This window comes from Sporanaerobium hydrogeniformans, assembly GCF_002735925.1.
Taxonomy (GTDB): domain Bacteria; phylum Bacillota; class Clostridia; order Lachnospirales; family Cellulosilyticaceae; genus Sporanaerobium; species Sporanaerobium hydrogeniformans.
In genome coordinates, this window is sequence record NZ_PEDL01000001.1 from 68,911 (window position 1) to 89,344 (window position 20,434).

The following is a 20,434-nucleotide window of genomic DNA, read 5'->3' on the forward strand; positions in this document are numbered from 1 at the left end:
AATAAAAAATAAGTCAGACTTCCAACTTGGAGCCTGACTTATTTTTATTGAGTTGAAGTATTTATCTGAGAACCCACATAGGAGTTAATAGAATCCATTGCAGCTAGGGCAGCCTCTATGTTGTTTTCTAAAATAGCTTGAGCTAAAAGTAAGTGTGTAGGGATGGTATAAAGCCAAACTTTAGAGCTTTCATTAGAATTATCTTTCCTACGTATAAAACGATCTTCTCGAATCTTTATAATCAGTTGATAGATAGCTGCATTTTTGCCCATTTCATAGAGCTTACAGTGAAAGCTGTTATCTAATACATGACTATAGGTATTTTCCTGGGCTAATATGGAGAGCTCTTGGGCAATTTGAACAAGTTCATTTTTTTCTTCCATAGAGCCACGTTGAATAGCATTTAAAACAGATTGACGGTCTAAAGTATTTTGGAGTTCAGTAATATCTTCTAAAGAACATGTATCCAGTTGGATCGATAAAGCTCTGCTTTTTCCATAGGGACTACTTACAAAAACACCACGACCTGTCTTGACATAAATAAGACCTCTATTTTCTAAAATACGTAGTCCTTCTCTTAAGGAGTTTCGGCTGATTTGTAGCATAGTTGCCATCTCTCTTTCGGAGGGTAATTTATCACCAGGTTGGAGATTATTCAACTTGATATAACTATAAATAGAATCGGATATATGTAAATAAAGTGATTTTTTTTGGACAGGTTGTAAAGGGGTATTGGTTTCGTTCATAATAGCTCTCTTTCAATGGGATAGGTTAGACCTGTTTTATTAATTAATATAATTATACGAGAGTTGAAATAAAAAGGCAAGTAAATGGGGGAGATGAGCACATTGCATGGCAATAAATTAGCAAGGAGAAGAAATAAAGAGTGTAAAAGAGGTTAGCCTAAAATAGGTTAACCTCTTTTTGAGTGTATGGTGAGATATGAGATGGCTCTTTAATTTATTTTAAATATTAAGAATATAATAATCTATTATTTTTATCTTGTCCATCATTAAATATAAAAAATTAAATAATTATTTTGAAAAGTAAAACTAGTTTCATAGACAGTTGGCATATTTTATGTGTTAAAATAAGTATAATAAGTCAAATAGATGCTTTTTAAGGAGGAAGTTATTTATGGAAAAAATGAGTGTCAACCTTGTGGAATGCCTTTAGAGGAAGAAAATGGTGTAGGATAGTTTTTACAAAGTTTGTCATACTAATATTAAGCTAAAATAACTTGAGACAAAAATGACTAAATAAGGGGGATTAGAAGATGTTTGAAGCAGTCAAAAATAGTGAGAAGCAATTTAGAAATTTAGTAAATGGTGAGTGGATAACAAGTATGAATCATCAATTTATTGATATTTTTTCACCTCTCGATCAACGATTATTAGGACGCATACCTGCTATGACTACTACTGAAGTAGATGGAGTCATTAAGGCTGCGAAAGAGGCGCAAAAGCAGTGGAAACTTACTCCGGTAAGTGAGAGGGCAACGATTTTAAATAAAGTGGCAGATCTCTTGTTAGAGAAAGTGGAGGAAATAGCCTATTTAATGATGTTAGAAATTGGAAAAGATAGAAAGAGTGCAAGTGCTGAAATCACACGTACAGCAGATTTTATTCGGTTTACAGCAGATAGTGGTAAAAATATTTCAGGAGAAAGTATTTCAGGAGATCGTTTCCCAGGGTTTAAAAGCAATAAGGTATCTGTTGTGACAAGAGAGCCTTTAGGTGTGGTACTAGCTATTTCTCCTTTTAACTATCCCATCAACTTAGCTGCTTCTAAAATTGCACCTGCTCTTGTGATAGGTAATTCGGTTGTACTTAAGCCTGCCACACAAGGAAGTCTAAGTGGTTTATATTTAGCAAGGATTTTTCAAATGGCAGGTGTGCCAGCAGGAGTACTGAATACGGTAACTGGCAAGGGGAGTGAGATAGGTGACTACATTACTACACATAAAGGAATTGACTTCATTAATTTTACGGGAAGTACAGACATTGGCAGACATATCTCTAAGTTAACAGAAATGGTGCCACTTCTTATGGAACTAGGAGGAAAAGATGCTGCTATTGTGTTAGAAGATGCTGATTTAGAAAAGACAGCAGATCAGATTGTGGCAGGTGCCTATGCTTATTCGGGGCAGAGATGTACAGCTGTTAAAAGAATTATTGTCATGGAACCTGTGGCAGATATCCTTGTTAGTAAATTAAAGGAAAAAATAAGCCAGCTTAAGGTAGGAAATCCACTGGAGCATGAAAGTTTAGATGTTGTACCACTTATTGATGAGAGAGCAGCAGATTTTGTGACTGAACTTATAGAAGATGCTAAATTAAAAGGTGCCAATTTAGTTATTGGGGGAGCCCGCAAAGGTAATTTAATAGAACCTACTTTATTTGATAAAGTAACAGTAGACATGCGTTTAGCTTGGGAAGAACCTTTTGGTCCTGTTGTACCAGTTATTCGTGTGAAAAGTAAAGAAGAAGCTATTGCAATCGCTAATGCATCGGAGTATGGCTTACAAAGCTCAGTATTTACAGAGAATATCAATGATGCTTTTTATATTGCAAATCAGCTAGAAGTAGGAACAGTTCAGGTGAATAATAAAACTGAAAGGGGACCTGATCATTTTCCTTTTTTAGGTGTTAAAGCTTCTGGGATAGGGACACAAGGCATTCGCTATTCTATTGAATCGATGTCTCGTCCAAAAGCCACTATTATTAACTTGCAAAGATAGGTATAAATGATTAAAAGTGCAGGTTGTTCATTAAAGATAAAAATATTTTTCAATAAAAGATAATTACCATATTATGACCTTAGATAAAGATGTCCTTCTTCATTTCTGTTTCAATTTTCTTATAGATGTGAACGTTATGGTCACGGTCACAGGTAGCAAGAAAAATGTCAGAAAGGGGAGGGGCATCTTGTGATTGAAGCTGCTTTTGGAGCCAGACTTCATCAAGGCCCATATAATGGAGATTTTCAAGCATAATATGTCCATCAATGATAAGGTTGGCAACCAAATAGTCTTGAGAAGGCTTAAATTTTAAATCGTGAGGAGTAAGAGGGCGCTGATCAGAGCGAGGAAGAAAACTTAGCTTGCCATTAGGCTCTAGGATAACAGTTTGAAGTGTATGGAGGTCAAATTGGCCATTGACGCGGCACTGTGTCAGAAACTCATTGAGATCCATCTTAGCCTTAGCCATATTTTTGTAATAGAGTTCTCCTTTGTCATAGAGAAGAATGGGCCGACCTGTTATAAAGCGGCGGAGCTTAATGGATTTGTTAGTACAAATAGAAAGCAAGGTGGTAATAAGACCATAGATAATCATAGCTGTAAGGGGCTTTAAGACATCGGTAAACATGGAAGTTGCTAGTTCAGCTGCTATAGAGCCAATAGTAATACCATTAATATAGTCAAACATACTAAGCTGAGACATTTCTCGATTACCCATTAATTTACTTAAAATAAATAAGGTTACAATCGAAACCAATGCTGTTAAGATAGCTTCTAAAATTTCCATATAAACACCTCATTTCAAATTCTTAAAGCTATTATGAGCTTTTTAGCTAAAATTCATCCTTCTTAGTAAGTGAAGTATAAAAAATGCTTGTTTAATGAAAAGGGAGAAAGTATTTGAAAACAGTAGGAATAAAGACTAATATAAAAGGAGTAGAATAGTAAAGACTGGACTCATTAAAAACAATGAAAAGATGGGATGTTTATAAGGAGTAAAGAGGTTATGAAAATATGGGAACATTTTAAAACAGTTACAAAGCACCGTCATCAAGTTATGAAGCATTGCTTAAAGGCAGGTATTTTCTGGCAGGGGTGTTTGCATGACTTGTCTAAATATAGTCCTACTGAGTTTTGGGTAGGAGCCCAATATTACAGTGGTACCCGTAGCCCCAATGAAAAAGAGCGGGAAGAGTTAGGGTATTCAGCAGCTTGGCTTCATCATAAAGGAAGAAATAAGCACCACTTTGAATATTGGACAGACTATCACCCAAAAGCTAAACGTATTCTTCCTGTAAAGATGCCACAAAATTATGTAATTGAAATGTTTTGTGATCGTGTGGCAGCGAGTAAGATTTATTTAAAGGATCAATACACAGATAGAAGTGCACTAGAGTATTTTTTAGAGGGAAGAGTAAGAAGGGATGGTATGATTCATCCTCATACTTCTCAGCAGCTAGAAGAATTACTTCGTATGTTAGCAGAGGAAGGAGAAGAAAAAACCTTTGCTTATATAAGGGCATTAAAACAAACAGCACAAGAGAGAAAGCAAGATATGAATAGGTACAAGAGTGATGAATCATAGTATATGGGGCCTTTTAATAGAGTGAGAGCCCTAAAAAGGCAAAAAAGCACAAAAGTTCCTTTTTTTTAATATAGTATAATGAGATAAGGAAAGATGAATAGCTTAAGTGCCGTTCTCCATGAAAAGCAAATGGAGAAAGTACCTGTCAAAATAAGGACAAAAAACGGAGAAGATGCTAAAATAAAAGATAACCTTATCTTAATTAAAAATAAAAAATAAGACAGGAATAATTAGCAAATATTTTACTAAAATAAAATAGAGAGCTTTTTAGAAGTAAAGGAGAGGGCACAGATGAATACACACTATGATATAGCTATTATAGGAACAGGACCAGCAGGGCTATCAGCAGCCATTAATGCCAAAGTACGCAATAAAAAGTTTATACTTTTTGGAAACGATCATTTAAGCATGAAGCTAGAGAAAGCCCATCAAATTAACAATTATTTAGGTTTTCCAGGCATAACAGGTCAGCAAATGCAAACTTTATTTCAAGAACATCTTAAAGAAATGGAAATTGAAATAACTGAGAAAAAAGTAACCAATATTTATCATATGGGAGATTACTTTTCTATTTTAGCCAATAATGAGATCTTCGAAAGTAAGACGATTATTTTAGCAACAGGAGTACAAGTGGGCAAACGATTTGAAGGAGAGGATACATTCCTTGGGCGTGGTGTAAGCTACTGTGCAACTTGTGATGGTAATTTCTATAGAGGTAAAGTGGTAACAGTGATTGCTTATGATAAAAAAGAAGAGGAAGAAGCTAATTTCTTAGCAGATATAGCAAATAAGGTTTACTATATTCCTATGTATAGGGAAGAAGTGGAAGTAGATAAAAAAATAGAAGTTATAAGGGATCGACCAGTGGAAATCATAGGTGTGCAACAGGTGACAAAGCTTATTATGCAAAATAGAGAGCTTGATACGGATGGTATTTTTATTTTAAGAGATACGATTAGTCCAAGTACACTTTTACCAGGTCTTGAAACAAATGAAAACCATGTGAAGGTAGACCGACTCATGCAAACTAGTCTTCCAGGATGCTTTGCAGCTGGAGATATTGTAGGGAAGCCCTATCAGTATATTAAAGCAGCAGGGGAAGGTAATATCGCTGCACTATCAGCAGCAAGTTATGTAGATGCCAAAGCTAAGGCTTAAATAAAAAATAGGAGTAAATAAAAACTGGTATAGGTATCATCTATGCCAGTTTTTTGTAAAAATATTCAAATGATTTGTTCTATGATTTAACATTTATGGTATACTAAAAGTAATAAAAGATAAGCACAAGAAAATTCATAGTAGAGTATAAAAAAGTAAGGAGGAATGGGGCATGGAACAAGTAGAAAATAAAGAAAAAACTTTACAGGTATATGCGCAACAGTTAACAAAAGAGCTAGAAGATACCTTTGACTGTCATCCCTTTGCATTAGGGGGAATTGTGGAATCACATTATATTCAGAGAGAAGGCTTTGCTTTAGCACTTATATTGCTATTAACTAAAAAGTATATTCATACGGGAAATCGTACCCTCATTGATAAATTTTTAGCACAGGTTAAGGGCTATATAGGGCAATCTATGGAGGTATTAGGAGAAAACACTGTAGCAAATATAATGAGTCAGTTTAAAGAAATAAAGAAAAATATTAATTAGAGAGCAAACTATTAAAAGGACTTAATAAATGGATAATCGGGTTTTCTGTAAGTCTTCAATAGCTTTTAATGTAGGCGGATGGAGTGGAAGAGGAAAGGTTGTACACGCTATAGCAGCAGTAGCGCTGGCAAAGCTAACTAATTCTTCATCCTTCATACCCTTTAAAAGGCCATAAATACAGCCTGCTTTAAAGGTATCACCAGCACCTAAAGTACTTATTACTGGTACCTGATAAGGCTGAAAGGTTTTAGGTGTTTCACCTTTGCGTCCATAGAGAATTTCCTTAGCACCTTGTGTGAAAATAGTAAGAGCAGGACTCTTTTCAAGATAGTGTTCAAAAAGGGATAACCTATCTGCTTGAGGATAGGTATTATGAATAAATTCATTGGAAAGAACATTAATGCTGGCATAGCGATGAAGAGTACTATCATAAGGGCAGTCAATAGTTACATAACTTTTCCCTAAACTGTGACAAAGAATAGCGACTCTTTCGGAAGCTTCTTGGAAAAAAGGATCAAGTCCAACAATTTGGGCTCTTTTAATATCCTCTTCTTTAGGCATGTTCCAGCGTTTAATCACATCTGAAAAGTAACCCACAAATTGTCCAAAGGGTGTACGCGTAGTATGATCAATAAAGCAATAATCCTGTAGACCTTCGTAACCTTCTTCAAAAAAGAGGGCACTTAGGTCTACTTTTTTGTCTTTATAAAAACTCTGAATCAGTGGATAAACATCGGTCCCCATGTAATTGCCATCCATCTTGATAGAACAGCCTAAGCTTGCTAAAACAGTAGCACAGGTTCCAGTTTCTCCACCAGGTAAGACATAGTGCTCAGTAAACTCCCCATAGGTATCTGCTTCTGGAAAGTTATCTTTTAATAAGAAGCTATGTGTTTTTAAGATCATTCCATATAAATAGACATCATAATTTCCCATTTATAAATCCCCCTTTATTTATTTGTGCTTAGTATAGCAGAATGAATAGATTTATAAAGGGAAATACTTGCGAAGTTAGTGTAAAATTATTCACTTTTAATAAATTTTAAATTCAATAAAAAATTAAAATATATTTAATGCAACTTATCTAGTAGAAAAGATGAGAAAGAGTTGGAAAATCTTCACTTAAGATTAAATATATAGAATTTAAACAAAAAATATAGAAATTCACTAAATAATAAGTAATATCTATGATATTTTATAGATAGAAAAGGAGTGATAATAGTGCAGAAGGTGATGTTAGTAGATGATGAAGTACTGGCTATAGACTATCTTACTCACTTAATTGACTGGGAATCACAAGGTTACAAGATTGTTGGAAGTGCTATTAATGGTAAAAAGGCATTAGACATATATGAAAAGCATAAACCTGATATTGTCATTTCGGATATATGTATGATGGGGATGGATGGACTTGAACTAGCAAGGCAGTTAAAAGCTAAAAATTCTGATGTAGTGATTATCTTAATTTCTGCCTATAAAGACTTTGAGTATGCACAAAAAGGAATACAATATGGAGTGGCTAACTATTTGCTAAAGCATGAATTAAATGAAGAGATTCTAATTAGGGAATTAAAATTGGTACGTGAGAAACTAGAAGCAGGAGAAAAAAGAAAGAAGATTTATAGGGAGTATTTCACTAATCGATTAATCTATAACCAAGTAGAGGAAGGAATAACGGAATTAGAAATAGGTAATCGTTTCTTTCTGGTAATGGTACATAAAAATCTTTTATTTTCAAGAGGAATGTTTAATGAGACGAAATGGGAAACATATGAGTTGCAAGAGGTGAAAAAGGTAATAGAGGAAGAGATGGAAGAAAAAGTGTACTATGTTTCAGATGTTCAAATCACACCTAATAACCTTATTGTTTTGTATAAAATACAAAATACCACAAGTAAATATATAGTAAGTAGCCTTATATTTAGAAAATGCGAAAAAATTTGTGAATGTTTAATAAGCCTTTCTAATTGTCAATTTAACGTTGTTTATAGTGAAGAGATTAATCGGTTAGAGATAAGTAGTATCTTTCAAAAGATTTCCTTTCAAATAAGATATGCAGCCTTTTGGAAGCCGCAATGTGCTTATAATTTATATAAGCTACAGCCAGCTGGAAAAGAAGAGCGTATTGCTTGGAATGTGCAAGTAGAAGAATTACGAACAATGATTTATGAAAGAAGTGAATCTATTAAGGACTTTATAGGTCATCTATTTGGCATGACAGAGTATTATGGTTATAGTTTAGGAGCATTTAAGGAGTTATTGCATGCAGTAGAAAATTTAGTAAGAGAAATAGAAGAAAAAGAAGGCATAAAAAGAAAAAGCTCACGAGAAGAGTTATGCAAAGTAGGAGAAATACAACATTATTATATAGAGTGTATAACAGATATAAGGGATGAAATTTATGAAAGAAATGGAGAAAAATATTGTAAATTGGTAATAGATATGATGCGTTATATCTACAAAAATTATAATCAAGAAATAAGCTTAGAAAGTATAGGAGAAGAATTCCAAATGAATGGTGTTTATTTGGGACAACTATTTAAGAAAGAAGTAGGAATTACTTTTTTGAAGTATTTGACCAATTATAGAATAGGGGAAGCAAAAAAACTACTTTTAGAAGGAAAAATGAATATAACTGAAGTATCTAAGCAAGTAGGATATAAGACAAGCCAATATTTTAGTCAGATTTTCATAAAGAATGTGGGCATGAAGCCACAAGATTATAAAAGGGAGCCGAAAAAATGAAAAAGAAGCGCTTGAAAAAAAGGATCCTGCTTAATATTTTTCTAGTACTTAGTTTTGCTATGATAGCAAGTACAGCTATTACCTATTTATATTTTGAAAATATTGTTAAGAACCAAAAGATATCAGATGAAAGATCAAAGATGCATCAAGTACTGAATCAAATTAATTTTATGGTTGAAGATATAGAGTCTGCGGTTAAAAGCATGATTGTAGATGAAGTGATGCAAGAACAATTAGGAAAAGAATACTTTGAAAATGAATATGAACGCATAAAGAATATGGATACGATATCTAAAAGATTAATTTTTTATAATAGCTTACGTACATATATCGGATGTTCTTTTTTAGAATTAAAAAATGGGAGACGTTATAGCAGTAGTGGAAGTTCATTAGAAGCAGATTACCTTAATCGTAAGTTTGAAAATGAGGACTTTAAAACATTTAAGGAATCTGGCAAACGTTTTTCCGATCCTTATTTTGGACTGGACACGGGCACTATTCAACCTGTTATTTGCTACAAAAGTGAAATGTGGGATAAATACCATTTCGGCGAAAAACAAGGAAATCTTTATCTTGAAATCTACTTGGAATATTTCTTAAAGCAGATACGAATTTATGGACAGGAATATGAAAATGTCTATTTAATAGATGATAGACAAAAATGTCTTTATAGTAAGGGAGAGACAGAACAAATAAAAGTATTTATGGCAGAGGAAGGTAGACTAAAAAAACAAGAAGTAAAGAGAGTAACAGGTGGATATCTCATTTATGAAAAAGTAGAATCTACAGGCTGGATCTTATGTACTTTGATTAGTAATGACTATTTATGGGAGAGATGTAAATTCGTATTAGAATTTTTTGTATTGATTTTTTTAGGTTCATTAGGACTAATGCTACTATCTACTTCTAGGCTTATGGAAAATATTATTAGGCCTATTACTCGGTTGTCAGAGCAGATGGAACATATTGATTATAATAAGTTGGAAATGTGTGAAATGGTTTATACACATGATGAAATCCAAACGTTATATGAATGTTTTGATAAAATGCTGAAAGAAATTTGCAAGGGGATTGAAGATAAGATGAAATATGAAAAGCAAAAGAAAGAAATGGAATTTGATATTATGCTTTCACAAATTAATCCTCATTATCTTTATAATGTACTCAATACAGTTGTTTATCTTGCAGTGGCAGAAAAAAATCAAAAAATTGTAGAGATAGTAAAGGCCTTAATTTATAGTTTACAAGAAACTTTAAATATAGGGGAACAACATATTAATACAATTATTCGTAAGGAATTAGAACTTACAGAATGTTATTTAACTATTCAGAAATATCGCTATCCGCATAGGTTTGAAATGATTATACAGTGTGAAGAGGAGTTAAAGGAACTTATAGTACCTAAGACAATTATTCAGCCCTTGATAGAAAATGCCATTTTACATGGAATACTTCCTACGGAGCAAACAGGAACGATTGAGCTTAAGATAGAAAAGAAAGATGGAAGTCTTTGGATTACAGTAGAGGATAATGGGATAGGTATTGAGGAAGAACAATTAAGAAGGTTTAATACCGATGCAAAAAATAGTTATATAAAGAATGGTCGTAAGCACATAGGGGTTGCTAATGTAAGGGATAGAATTTGCTATTTATATGGGGAACCTTATGGCATGGAAATAAGAAGAAAGGAATTAGGTGGTACCATTGTCCTACTTCGTTTACCTATTCATAAAAAAGATTAAAAATATAGAATATAAACATAATATAAAGATTGTGATATAGGAAGGGTTTTAAAAAAGTGATAGGCTTAGGGCATACTTAGTGAAGGAGGATACGAAATATGAACAAGCACATAAAAAAAATGGTTGCATTGATAATGGGAGTAGGTATGCTTGGAGGACTAATGACAGGATGTGGAACAGAGAAAAACTCGCAGACAGAGAAAAAGGAAGCAAAGGTAGAGGGGAATACTGAGATTGTAGGAGAGGACTATAGTCAAGCTTTACCATCTGATTATGAAGGAACGTTAACCATGTGGGGATGGGATGATATTTACTATAAAGCTGTAACGGAAGCATTCCAAAAGAAATATCCAAATGTTAAGTTTGAATATACACCCGTTGCAAATGGAGACTTACTACAAAAATACCAAACAGCATTAGCAACAGGAACAGAACTGCCAGATATTGCATGGGCCATTATTGATTCACGTGCAAAGGTCTTTGAATTGGATATGTGGGAGGCTTTAGATCAAGCACCTTATAACTTTAATATTTCGGAGGTATATGAGTATCTCCATCCGAAAATGGTAAATTCAAAAGGTGATGTATGTGGAATTGAACAATGTTTATCACCTGCCGGATTAGCATACCGTAAAGATTTAACAAAAGAATATTTTGGAACAGATGATCCAAAGGAATTAGAAAAAATGTTTCCCAATTGGCAAACCTTTATTGAAAAGGGAAAAGAGGTTTATGAAAAAAGTGGTGGACAAATTTACATGTGGCCAGGAGTTGGAGATGCACAGCAGTTCATTAGAGAACAAGAAGGGAAATCATGGATTGAAGGGAATGTAATTAAAGCAACAGATAGCTTGAAACGTTCTTTAGAGTTAGCATGTGAGTTCCGTGACAGTAATATTGTCGATAAGTTAGAGGCATGGACGCCTGCATGGTATGCGTCTTATGGAGAAGGAAAACATATTTTTGCAGGATGTGCAACCTGGTCTGTACCATTTACTATCGAACCTAATGACCCAACAGGTAAAGATGCTAATCATTGGGGACTTATGAATGCACCAGAAGGCAATATCAGCTGGGGAGGAACCACACTAGGTATTTCTAAGACCTGTAAAGATAAACGTCTTGCATGGGAATTTATAAGATTTGCAACGTTATCGACAGAAGGTGCAGAAGCCTTGAATAAGGTTGGCTTTTTAACGTCAGCTATTAAGCCTTATGAAGAAAAACCAGAGTTACGTGTTTATAAAAGTGCATGGTTTGGCGACCAAGATTTAGGTGCATATTTCTTAGATGAAATCATTCCAAACATTAAATCAAGAGAGATGAATTTAGATGATAATATCATTCATGAGACTTTAAACTTAATTACCACTGCTTTAAATAATGACCGTAATATGACGGCTGATCAGGCATTAGAGAAACTGAAAGAGGAATTAGAACTTAAGCTTTCAGGCTATAAAGTGGAATAATAATAAGTAAAGGACGTTGTGATGACAGCGTCCTTTTATTGAAAGGAGGAAATTATGAACAGTTTAAAAAAAGATTCACTTAGGAAATGGCCTTATCTATTTTTAGCACCTTATTTTCTATTCTATTTTTCATTTTTTATTTATCCCACTATTTATTCCTGTATTATTAGCCTTACAGATTGGGACAGTCTTTCAGGCGTAGCTAACCGGAAATTTATAGGGCTTATTAACTATATAAAGTTATTCATGAGTGATAAGCTTTTTTATAAATCATTAGGGAATACTTTTTTATTTATGTTTATCTATATTCCTATTTTGATTTTTGGAGGACTTTTACTAGCCGTCCTACTTTATCGTTTAAATAAAACAAGTCGTTTGTTTCAAACGATTAATGTTTTACCTTATATTACAACTCCAGTAGCTATTGGTATTATTTTTTCTTTTCTATTTGATTGGTCAACAGGAATTTTAAACACTATCTTAACTCAAGCAGGTATTTTAGAAGAAGGAATAAACTGGTTAGGAAGTGGAGCAACTGCTCGATTAGTTGTTATTATTCTTATAGTATGGAAAAATATGGGATATTACCTACTGATTTATTTGGCAGGCTTATCCACTATACCTGAAGAGATTTCAGAGGCAGCTATGGTAGATGGAGCTAATAAAGTTCAAGTTTTTTTTAAGATTACTATTCCATACTTAAAACCGATTATTGTTTTTCTTATTTTAACCAGTATTATTAGTGGGTTTCAGCTTTTTGATGAGCCTTATTTGCTATTTAGTAATATCAATAGTAGCGTAGGTGGTCCAGAACGCTCTTGTATGACCAGTATGATTTACTTTTTTGATCAGACATTCCGTAGCTCTACTAAACTAGGTTATGGTGCAGCTATATCTTATGGCTTATTCTTAGTTGTTCTTGTGGTGAGCTTAATTGTTTCAAGAATTATTAATCGCAAGGAGGAAGAGTCATGACAAAACAAATAAATAGCTTGAAAAAAGTATTATTTTTAATTCCTATTGTTATAGTCAGTATTATTTCTATGATCCCCTTTTATTTTATTATCTCTATGGCAACACACAGTACCAGTGAAATCTATAGAGGAGATATATTTGTATGGGGAAGTCGATTATTAGAAAATCTAGAGACAATTATTTCAGGTGGTTTTCTTAAATATTACTGGAATAGTTTTTATACAGCAGCTTTATCTGGAATGCTATGTGTGATGATTAGTGCAATGGCAGCTTATGCACTTACTGTTTATCGTTTTAGAGCAAGAAATTTTTTATCGACCTTCATTATTGCAAGTATGATGATTCCAGCACAAATTAGTTTAATCGGATATACAATTGAAATGAAAAATTTAAACCTTATTAATACACATGCTCCACTTATTTTGACATGGGGAGCAAGTGCTTATGGTGTGTTTTTTCTTATGCAGTATTTAAAAAATTCATTTCCAATGGAATTACTTGAAAGTGCTAGGATTGATGGGTCAGGAGAATTCAGGACCTTTATAAGTATTGTTCTTCCTATGACAAAGCCTGCAATAGGAACATTATTTATGCTAGTCTTCTTGTGGTCATGGAATAACTTCTTAATGCCAAGTACTGTTTTAACTAAAAGTACTAAATTTACCATTCCATTAGGGATTCAAACATTGGCTACGGCTTATACACAAGATTGGGGAGCGAGAGGTGCAGCTTTAGCGATTTCAGTACTTCCCATTCTCATTATTTTTGCACTAGGTTCAAAATATTTTATTAAGGGATTAGCAGCAGGGGCTGTTAAAGGGTGAGAGACAAATGATTTATACAATAGATTTAAGTAAAACCAAGAAGAAAAACATTTATTCTTTAGGTGAAAATTTTTATGGGAAGTCACCAGTAGGAGGAGAATTAGGATTTACAAATTATTATATGCAAAAAAATGGAAAGCCTTATTATGGTGTGTGTGGAGAATTTCACTTCACAAGGTGTGATGTAAGCTATTGGCGAGATGAACTACTAAAGATGAAGGAGGCTAAAATCAATATTGTATCCACCTATATTTTTTGGAATCATCATGAAGAAAAAGAAGGAGACTTTTGTTTTAGCGGGAGACGTGATTTAAGGAGATTTATAAAATTATGCCAAGAAATAGGTCTGTATGTCATTGTAAGGATTGGTCCTTTTGACCATGGAGAAGTAAGGAATGGTGGTTTACCTGATTGGCTTTATGGTAAGCCTTTTGAAGTACGAGAAACAAATGAGGGATTCTTATATTATGTTAAGCGTCTATTTGAGCAGTTAGCTTTACAAATGAAAGGACTCTATTTCAAAGATGGAGGACCCATTATTGCTGCTCAAATAGATAATGAATATGAGCATTCTGCAGCACCCTGGGAAGTGACAACAGGTGTTGCTAATGAATGGGTGTCTTTAGGACATGAAGGAAATAACTATATGTATGCCATACAAAAGCTAGCTATAGAAGCAGGAATTGTTGTGCCTTTTTATACCTGTACAGCATGGGGAGGAGCTGCCACTCCTAAAGAAATGCTTCCTTTATGGGGAGGCTATGCTTATAGGCCTTGGTTATTTTATTCTTATAGTGGGGAGCATCCTGCAACACAGGAATATCATTATTCTGATTTTCATAATAATGATATTCCTGCATGGGAGGATTTTAGTCCCTATTATAAACCAGAGGAGAAGCCTTATGCCTGTTGTGAAATGGGAGGAGGGATGATGTGCTCCTATTATTACCGTTTTCAGCTTCCTTATAAAAGTGTAGATGCAATGGCTAATATTAAAATGGCATCTGGTTGCAATTTCCTTGGGTACTATGTATTTAAAGGTGGAACGAACCCAAAAGGGGAAAAGACAGAGTTTTTAAATGAGAGTCAAGTTCCTAAATTAAATTATGACTATCAAGCAGCTATTGGGGAATTTGGGCAATTAAGAGAATCTTATAAGCGTTTAAAGGCTTTGCATTATTTTATAGAGAGTTTTGGTGAAGAATTTTGTCAAACAACTACCATTTTGCCAGAAGGTGCAATGGATATTTTACCAGAAGATGTAGAACAGTTACGCTATGCAGTGCGTATAAAAGATAATAGAGGCTTTTTATTCTTAAATAACTTCCAGGATCATGTAAGGACAAAAGAGAAAAAAGATGAAACGGTAGTTCTTAAACTTCAAGAAGAAGTAATAAGAATAGAACCTATTTCACTGGCACCAGAGGAAAATTGTATACTTCCTTTTAATATGGATTTAGATGGAATTTGTCTAAAATATGCATTAGCTCAACCAATTACAACATGGAAGGAAAAAGGTGAGGCTACCTACTTATTTATGATTCCAGAGGGGATGGAAGAGAAGCTTGTATTTGAAGAGGGAGTAAATATAGAATGTAGTTCTCATCTTTATGGCAATTGTTACTCGATAACAAAGGAAGAAAAGAAATGTAAGATTTATACTGTTTCTAGAGAGATTATGAATAACTTATATCAGATTGAACAAGATGACATAAAGATATTGCTTATTACAAACGGAGCACTATTAAATGATAAAAATGACATTCGATTGGAAACAGAGGAAGCTGAGACAACTATTTCTATTTTTCCAGCAAATGTATTGCAAAAAAGTCAGGAAATTACACGTTTAGAAAGTCAAGATACGATGTGGGGGCTTTATAAAATAACTGCATTAGAAAAAGAAGTGGAACTAAAAATAGCTCAGGTGGGACCTACAAGATATACTATTACTATTCCAGAAGACATAATGGCAGGTTCAAAGGATGTTATTTTACAAATCGAATATGAAGGAGATATTGGGCAGGCTTTTATAAATGGAGAGATGATTCATGATCATTTCTATAATGGTGGTATGTGGGAAATAGGTTTGAAAACTTATGCAGAAGCCTTAAAATATTATCCTTTAACCATTTATATTACTCCGCTTAAAAAAGGTGTAAAGGTTAATGTAGAATCAGCTATGGCAGCACGTATGGAGGAAGTTGAGGAAATAAAGGGAAGGCTTATTTCAGTAAATGCAAAGCCGATATATGAGGCACATCTTTCACTGAAGCAATTCGAATAGAAAATTGTGCAGTTAAACCAGCACTTACCTAGTACGTATAGGGCAAAAGTGAAGACCTCTTCTATCTATGTAGGTAGAAGAGGTCTTCTGCATGCTATCTATACTAAAAGCTTAGAAAAAATCCTTTTAAAATAAATTTTATAAAAATTTAATCTTAAAAGCTACAAATAAAGTTACTAGAGGATAGGCAGCTCTTATTAGGTAACGATAAGCATGTAATACAGGGAGTTAATATAAAGAGAGGAAGAGAAGCAATAGGTTATAAATAAATACTTATAGCTTCAGTTAGTTGCTGTTCTTTTTTTATAAGTTCATTTGCAAGTTCTTTAGCTTTGTCATCAGCTGCAGGATACTCGTTTAGATATTTATGGAGTGATTTAATACCCATATTACAACCCTCTGTTACTAAATCTGCGACAGTAGCATCACTTTTATGCATACTAAGCTTCACATTCGTTTTTAACCAAGACATTCCCTTTGCTACAGCGCTAGGCTCTTTTTCATCTTCAGCTAAGAAAACCAAAATACTATGTGCTTTTTCTTGAAGTTGTTCATGTTCTTCTTTGCTTTTTATTAAAATCTGTTTAAATGTTTCATCTTTTACAGCATCTAACACTTCATTAATAGATTCAATAGCCATTTTAATACCAGCAGTACATTCTTTTGTTAAATGAATAGTGTCATCTTCATACATTGTCATCAATCCTTTTATAAATTATTGTTTTTAATAAAGCTAAATTTAGTTTACCCTCATTTATTTAAGTTTATAACCTATTGGAGATACTAAACGTGTGAGCGTACAGTATTATAATATTTTTTTAAGAAAAGAAAAGCTGAAGTGCATACTCTATTTTGAGTAAAAGGTACTTCAGCTTTCTTTAAAATAAAACCTCAAAAGTCATATTCTATTGCGAAAAAGAATATGTTTAAAAAGACAAGCTGGTTAGAGCTTATTATATATTTTTTATAGAAAGTTAAAGTTCAAGATAAACCAGTAAATAAGTGTATAAAAGAGAAAGGAGAGCAGGGGATGACACGAATTTATATTATTTCAGGATTTTTAGGGGCAGGAAAGACAACACTTATTCAGAAGTTATTAGATGAAAAAGTGTTAGGAGGTAAGGTGGCACTTATAGAGAATGAATTTGGTGAAGTAGGGATAGATGGAGGACTCCTGAAACAAAATGGTTTAGAAATTAAAGAAATGAATTCAGGGTGTATTTGCTGCAATTTAGTGGGTGATTTTACAGTAGCACTTAAAGAAATTTTAAAGACATACAAGCCAGAAAAAGTTATTATTGAGCCGTCAGGTGTAGGGAAGCTTTCGGATATTTTAAAAGCTTGTAATAAAGTCATTAAGCCAGGTGAGGTTGAGCTTGGACAAACTTTAGTTGTGGTGGATGGGCTTAAATATCGTCTCCATTCTCGAAATTTTGCCACATTCTTTAAGGATCAAATTATCTATGCAGACAATATTATGCTCAGTCGTACCCAATATATGACGCCAAAGGAAGTAGATCAGGCAAAGGGAGAAATGAGAAAACTTAATTCCAAGGCTACCCTTATTACTACACCCTGGGAACGTTTAACAGGAGAAACCATAATAAGTGTCATGTCAGAAAAGCCTATTAGCCTAGAAGAGGAGTTATTAGGCAGTTTAAAGCAACAAGACTTTAAGGAAGGGACAAGCTTAAAGCTGGATAAAAAGATGGGTTTATTTCAGAAGGAAAGATATATTTTACATAAAGAGGTAGAAGTAAGAAAGGAAAAAAAGGATAATTTTTTTCAGACTTGGGGCAAGGAAACAACAAGGCATTATAATAAAGAAACGCTTTATCATATATTAGGACGACTTGACGAGAAGGAATATGGGTGTATTCTTCGGGCAAAAGGCATTGTAGAAGGGGAAAATGGGCAATGGCTTCAGTTTGATTTTGTGCCAGGGGAGGGAAGGGTTCAGCCTATTTTACCTCAATGTGAAGGAAAACTTTGTGTGATTGGAACAGAACTTCAGCAAAAAGCATTAGAAAAACTATTTAGCTAAGGAGGAAAAGTGATGCAAGTACCTATTGATATAGTAAGTGGCTTTCTAGAAGCAGGCAAAACAACCTTTATTCAAGCGTGTCTTCAACAGGGGTTGGCACGAGGTGAGCGTCTTGTAATTATTTTATGTGAAGAAGGAAGCACCAAGTTAATAGATACGCATTCACTCAAAACATTCTCTCATCAAGGAAAAGAGAGCAGTGGTTTAAATGGCATAGAAGGGATTTATAACATAGAAATAGTTGAGGAAGAAACAGAACTTACAAAAAGTTTTTTTAAAAAATTAGAAAAGAAGTATCATCCTACTCGTATTTTAATAGAGTACAATGGGATGTGGGAGCTAAGTACACTTTTAAAGGTGAAATTGCCCACAAGTTATTTTATAGGCACGAATTTTTATCTAGTAGATGCTTCTACCTTTGAAATTTATATGGCAAATATGAGTACATTAATAAGTCGTCAATTAATAGAAGGGGATGTTATTTTAGTAAATAGACAAAAGCAGCTGACAAAAGAAGAACAAAGCCGGTTAGAGCTAACAGTTCATAACCTTTCTAAAAGCTGCCCCATCTATTATGAAGGTGAAGCGGGGTATTGGGAAAAAATAAAAGGGTGGTTCAGAGTATCACCTGAGCTCAAACAAATCAATAGGCAAAAATTAGGGATGATAGGGATGAGTCTCTTAGTGAGTATCCTAAGCATCTTACTTCTTTTGAAAAAAGATTTTAATCCTTACTATAGTGAAAGTGTAGAAGTATTGCGGCTAATGACCAACACACTAGTAGAAGCCACACCTTTTGTAATCATTGGAGTAGTCGTTGCTTCAGTATTAGAGTTGTGTCTTTCGGAGCGATTGCTTCTGCGTCTATTTAATGCACCCATGGGACTGGGCCATTTAATGGCATTAGGATTAGGTGTGCTCTTTCCCGTTTGTGACTGTGCAATAGTACCTATTACCTCGGGTCTTTTAAAAAAGGGAGTACCTCTCTCAAAAGCAATGCTCTTTATGCTGGCAGTACCCATTATGAATCCTATTGTATGGCTTTCTACCTCTTATGCTTTTCCTACACGTCAGTGGCTTATAGGTTATCGTATTGGAACAGGACTTTTAATGGCGTTTTGCAGTAGTCTTATACTAGAACGAATCGTAGGCAAGAAGCTAACTGTTACTAAGCAAGGTATTGGAGGGAGTTGCCAAAGTGGGTATTTAGGAGAACTTTATTTTAAAGAAGGCTTGGGGAAGGTAGAAGCAGTCTTTAGACATAGTATGTTAGAATTTTTGCGAATTATGGGTTATGTGGTAATGGGGACATTGATTTCTTCTATTGTACAAGTATGTGGGCTCGAATTTTTTCAAAAGGAGGGTATGAATTTTACAGCTTCTTTTGGTCTAATGTTTTTAGCCTCCTTGTTTCTATCGGTTTGTGCGAGCTCTAATGCCTTTATCGCTAGGGGATTTTTAGGGGTTATACCGCTAAGTGGGATTGTAGGGTATATGGTAATGGGCCCTATACTAGATATTAAAAATTTATTTTTAATGCTAGGACACTTTTCAAAGAAGTTTATATTTCTTTATTGTGGGATTGTTATTAGTCTTTCATTTATTATTTTTTCACTAGTAAATGTATGGCTTTAAATAAGGAATAGGGGGCAAAGATGAAACGGTATTTAAATGTTGGGGTATTACTTAAGCTTCTTGTAGTAATAGGAATAGGTGGAGTTTTTGGTAAACTTCTTTTAAATGGCAATTGGGCAACGTATATGCATCCTAGAATGGTGCCCTACATTGCTATTGCACTGATGCTATTAAGTGGAATGACGTTCTTTGAAATACCGCAGGTATGGAAGCCAAGTCATCATTTAAAGATGATGCCAGCTCTTTTACTTTTAGTCATACTAATGGTACTTGTAGTAGGCGAAAAAGTGATTGGAAAAGATAAAGCGATAGAAACGATGAGCCAACAAAGTAAGGAGCAGAGAAAAGCAGAAACGTTTAGTCAAACAGATAGGATAGAAATAGCAGATGAGGATTTTGGAAAATGGTATATTAAAATCTATGAAGAAGCTAAACTATATGAGGGCAAAAAAATACGCCTTAAAGGGCAAGTCCTTCATGATCCTGAATTAGGTTCTGATGAATTTGTACCTTCTCGGCGTGTGATAACTTGTTGTGCGGCAGATGCCGGCTCATATGGTTTTGTATGCCGAAGCCCCCAGGCTTCTAGCTTAAAAGAGGATGAATGGGTATGGGTGACAGGCACTCTTTACTGGCAGGAGATTTTAGGAGAGGAAATACCTGTCATAGAAGCTATAGCTATTGAAAAGGCTGAACCACCCATTGAAGAGTATGCAACGTTTGAGTAAGTGTTTTGGAGT

General features: G+C 34.1%; 18 protein-coding genes. 14 read left to right on the forward strand and 4 right to left on the reverse strand.

Features of this window, described 5'->3' with window-relative positions; all coding sequences use genetic code 11:
- Positions 1-44 precede the first annotated feature (44 nt).
- Positions 45-746: a FadR/GntR family transcriptional regulator gene (locus CS063_RS00380; RefSeq protein ID WP_099447736.1), complete on the reverse strand. Its 702-nt coding sequence runs from the start codon at positions 744-746 to the stop codon at positions 45-47.
- Between the two features lie 530 nt (positions 747-1,276).
- On the opposite strand from CS063_RS00380, the gene CS063_RS00385 reads away from it, so the two are divergent.
- Positions 1,277-2,740, forward strand: coding sequence for an NADP-dependent glyceraldehyde-3-phosphate dehydrogenase (locus CS063_RS00385; protein ID WP_099447737.1), 1,464 nt, complete (start codon positions 1,277-1,279; stop codon positions 2,738-2,740).
- Positions 2,741-2,819: 79 nt separating this feature from the next.
- Here CS063_RS00385 and CS063_RS00390 read toward each other — a convergent pair whose 3' ends face one another.
- A complete protein-coding gene (locus tag CS063_RS00390; RefSeq protein WP_099447738.1) occupies positions 2,820-3,527 on the reverse strand; it encodes a DUF421 domain-containing protein in 708 nt (235 codons plus the stop codon).
- Positions 3,528-3,746: 219 nt separating this feature from the next.
- Between CS063_RS00390 and CS063_RS00395 the strand changes: the two genes are divergently transcribed.
- The 4 genes from CS063_RS00395 to CS063_RS00405 all read left to right on the forward strand — a co-directional run bounded on the left by CS063_RS00395 (position 3,747) and on the right by CS063_RS00405 (position 5,976).
- Positions 3,747-4,325, forward strand: coding sequence for a DUF5662 family protein (locus tag CS063_RS00395; RefSeq protein WP_099447739.1), 579 nt, complete (start codon positions 3,747-3,749; stop codon positions 4,323-4,325).
- Positions 4,326-4,418: 93 nt separating this feature from the next.
- The gene (locus CS063_RS17780) at positions 4,419-4,544 is read left to right on the forward strand and encodes a hypothetical protein (protein WP_308415393.1); all 126 of its coding nucleotides are present in this window, start codon (positions 4,419-4,421) and stop codon (positions 4,542-4,544) included.
- Positions 4,545-4,616: 72 nt separating this feature from the next.
- The gene (locus tag CS063_RS00400) at positions 4,617-5,483 is read left to right on the forward strand and encodes an NAD(P)/FAD-dependent oxidoreductase (protein WP_099447740.1); all 867 of its coding nucleotides are present in this window, start codon (positions 4,617-4,619) and stop codon (positions 5,481-5,483) included.
- 172 nt (positions 5,484-5,655) lie between these two features.
- Entirely contained in the window at positions 5,656-5,976 is a 321-nt protein-coding gene (locus tag CS063_RS00405; protein WP_099447741.1) for a hypothetical protein, read from the forward strand.
- 21 nt (positions 5,977-5,997) lie between these two features.
- Here CS063_RS00405 and CS063_RS00410 read toward each other — a convergent pair whose 3' ends face one another.
- Positions 5,998-6,912: a carbohydrate kinase family protein gene (locus CS063_RS00410; RefSeq protein WP_099447742.1), complete on the reverse strand. Its 915-nt coding sequence runs from the start codon at positions 6,910-6,912 to the stop codon at positions 5,998-6,000.
- Positions 6,913-7,197: 285 nt separating this feature from the next.
- Here CS063_RS00410 and CS063_RS00415 point away from each other — a divergent pair, with 285 nt between their 5' ends.
- The 6 genes from CS063_RS00415 (at position 7,198) to CS063_RS00440 (ending at position 16,015) form a co-directional block, all read left to right on the forward strand.
- The gene (locus CS063_RS00415; RefSeq protein WP_099447743.1) at positions 7,198-8,721 is read left to right on the forward strand and encodes a response regulator transcription factor; all 1,524 of its coding nucleotides are present in this window, start codon (positions 7,198-7,200) and stop codon (positions 8,719-8,721) included.
- Positions 8,718-10,463: a cache domain-containing sensor histidine kinase gene (locus CS063_RS00420; RefSeq protein WP_099447744.1), complete on the forward strand. Its 1,746-nt coding sequence runs from the start codon at positions 8,718-8,720 to the stop codon at positions 10,461-10,463. Before CS063_RS00415 ends, CS063_RS00420 begins: the two co-directional genes overlap by 4 nt.
- A 98-nt stretch (positions 10,464-10,561) precedes the next feature.
- A complete protein-coding gene (locus CS063_RS00425) occupies positions 10,562-11,932 on the forward strand; it encodes an ABC transporter substrate-binding protein (protein WP_099447745.1) in 1,371 nt (456 codons plus the stop codon).
- A gap of 54 nt (positions 11,933-11,986) precedes the next feature.
- Positions 11,987-12,907 (forward strand): carbohydrate ABC transporter permease, encoded by a 921-nt coding sequence (locus CS063_RS00430; RefSeq protein WP_099447746.1) that lies wholly within the window; start codon positions 11,987-11,989, stop codon positions 12,905-12,907.
- On the forward strand, positions 12,904-13,731 hold the full coding sequence (locus CS063_RS00435; protein ID WP_099447747.1) for a carbohydrate ABC transporter permease: 828 nt from the start codon (positions 12,904-12,906) through the stop codon (positions 13,729-13,731). The genes CS063_RS00430 and CS063_RS00435 overlap by 4 nt, the downstream gene beginning before the upstream one ends.
- A gap of 7 nt (positions 13,732-13,738) precedes the next feature.
- On the forward strand, positions 13,739-16,015 hold the full coding sequence (locus CS063_RS00440; RefSeq protein ID WP_099447748.1) for a beta-galactosidase: 2,277 nt from the start codon (positions 13,739-13,741) through the stop codon (positions 16,013-16,015).
- Positions 16,016-16,274: 259 nt separating this feature from the next.
- Here CS063_RS00440 and CS063_RS00445 read toward each other — a convergent pair whose 3' ends face one another.
- Positions 16,275-16,709 carry a hypothetical protein gene (locus CS063_RS00445; protein WP_099447749.1) on the reverse strand — a complete coding sequence of 145 codons (435 nt, stop codon included), beginning with the start codon at positions 16,707-16,709 and terminating at the stop codon, positions 16,275-16,277.
- Between the two features lie 336 nt (positions 16,710-17,045).
- On the opposite strand from CS063_RS00445, the gene CS063_RS00450 reads away from it, so the two are divergent.
- Genes CS063_RS00450 through CS063_RS00460 form a run of 3 tightly spaced genes read left to right on the forward strand, consistent with a single transcriptional unit; the run spans position 17,046 to position 20,422 of the window.
- The gene (locus CS063_RS00450; protein ID WP_099447750.1) at positions 17,046-18,059 is read left to right on the forward strand and encodes a CobW family GTP-binding protein; all 1,014 of its coding nucleotides are present in this window, start codon (positions 17,046-17,048) and stop codon (positions 18,057-18,059) included.
- A gap of 12 nt (positions 18,060-18,071) precedes the next feature.
- The gene (locus tag CS063_RS00455; protein ID WP_099447751.1) at positions 18,072-19,694 is read left to right on the forward strand and encodes a permease; all 1,623 of its coding nucleotides are present in this window, start codon (positions 18,072-18,074) and stop codon (positions 19,692-19,694) included.
- 20 nt (positions 19,695-19,714) lie between these two features.
- The gene (locus CS063_RS00460; protein ID WP_099447752.1) at positions 19,715-20,422 is read left to right on the forward strand and encodes a TIGR03943 family putative permease subunit; all 708 of its coding nucleotides are present in this window, start codon (positions 19,715-19,717) and stop codon (positions 20,420-20,422) included.
- Positions 20,423-20,434: the final 12 nt, after the last annotated feature.

Bases quoted from the DNA above. Each gene is read 5' to 3' on its own strand.
- CS063_RS00380 (WP_099447736.1), bottom strand. From the start codon at position 746: ATGAACGAAACCAATACCCCTTTACAACCTGTCCAAAAAAAATCACTT.
- CS063_RS00385 (WP_099447737.1), top strand. From the start codon at position 1,277: ATGTTTGAAGCAGTCAAAAATAGTGAGAAGCAATTTAGAAATTTAGTA.
- CS063_RS00390 (WP_099447738.1), bottom strand. From the start codon at position 3,527: ATGGAAATTTTAGAAGCTATCTTAACAGCATTGGTTTCGATTGTAACC.
- CS063_RS00395 (WP_099447739.1), top strand. From the start codon at position 3,747: ATGAAAATATGGGAACATTTTAAAACAGTTACAAAGCACCGTCATCAA.
- CS063_RS17780 (WP_308415393.1), top strand. From the start codon at position 4,419: ATGAATAGCTTAAGTGCCGTTCTCCATGAAAAGCAAATGGAGAAAGTA.
- CS063_RS00400 (WP_099447740.1), top strand. From the start codon at position 4,617: ATGAATACACACTATGATATAGCTATTATAGGAACAGGACCAGCAGGG.
- CS063_RS00405 (WP_099447741.1), top strand. From the start codon at position 5,656: ATGGAACAAGTAGAAAATAAAGAAAAAACTTTACAGGTATATGCGCAA.
- CS063_RS00410 (WP_099447742.1), bottom strand. From the start codon at position 6,912: ATGGGAAATTATGATGTCTATTTATATGGAATGATCTTAAAAACACAT.
- CS063_RS00420 (WP_099447744.1), top strand. From the start codon at position 8,718: ATGAAAAAGAAGCGCTTGAAAAAAAGGATCCTGCTTAATATTTTTCTA.
- CS063_RS00425 (WP_099447745.1), top strand. From the start codon at position 10,562: ATGAACAAGCACATAAAAAAAATGGTTGCATTGATAATGGGAGTAGGT.
- CS063_RS00430 (WP_099447746.1), top strand. From the start codon at position 11,987: ATGAACAGTTTAAAAAAAGATTCACTTAGGAAATGGCCTTATCTATTT.
- CS063_RS00435 (WP_099447747.1), top strand. From the start codon at position 12,904: ATGACAAAACAAATAAATAGCTTGAAAAAAGTATTATTTTTAATTCCT.
- CS063_RS00440 (WP_099447748.1), top strand. From the start codon at position 13,739: ATGATTTATACAATAGATTTAAGTAAAACCAAGAAGAAAAACATTTAT.
- CS063_RS00445 (WP_099447749.1), bottom strand. From the start codon at position 16,709: ATGTATGAAGATGACACTATTCATTTAACAAAAGAATGTACTGCTGGT.
- CS063_RS00450 (WP_099447750.1), top strand. From the start codon at position 17,046: ATGACACGAATTTATATTATTTCAGGATTTTTAGGGGCAGGAAAGACA.
- CS063_RS00455 (WP_099447751.1), top strand. From the start codon at position 18,072: ATGCAAGTACCTATTGATATAGTAAGTGGCTTTCTAGAAGCAGGCAAA.
- CS063_RS00460 (WP_099447752.1), top strand. From the start codon at position 19,715: ATGAAACGGTATTTAAATGTTGGGGTATTACTTAAGCTTCTTGTAGTA.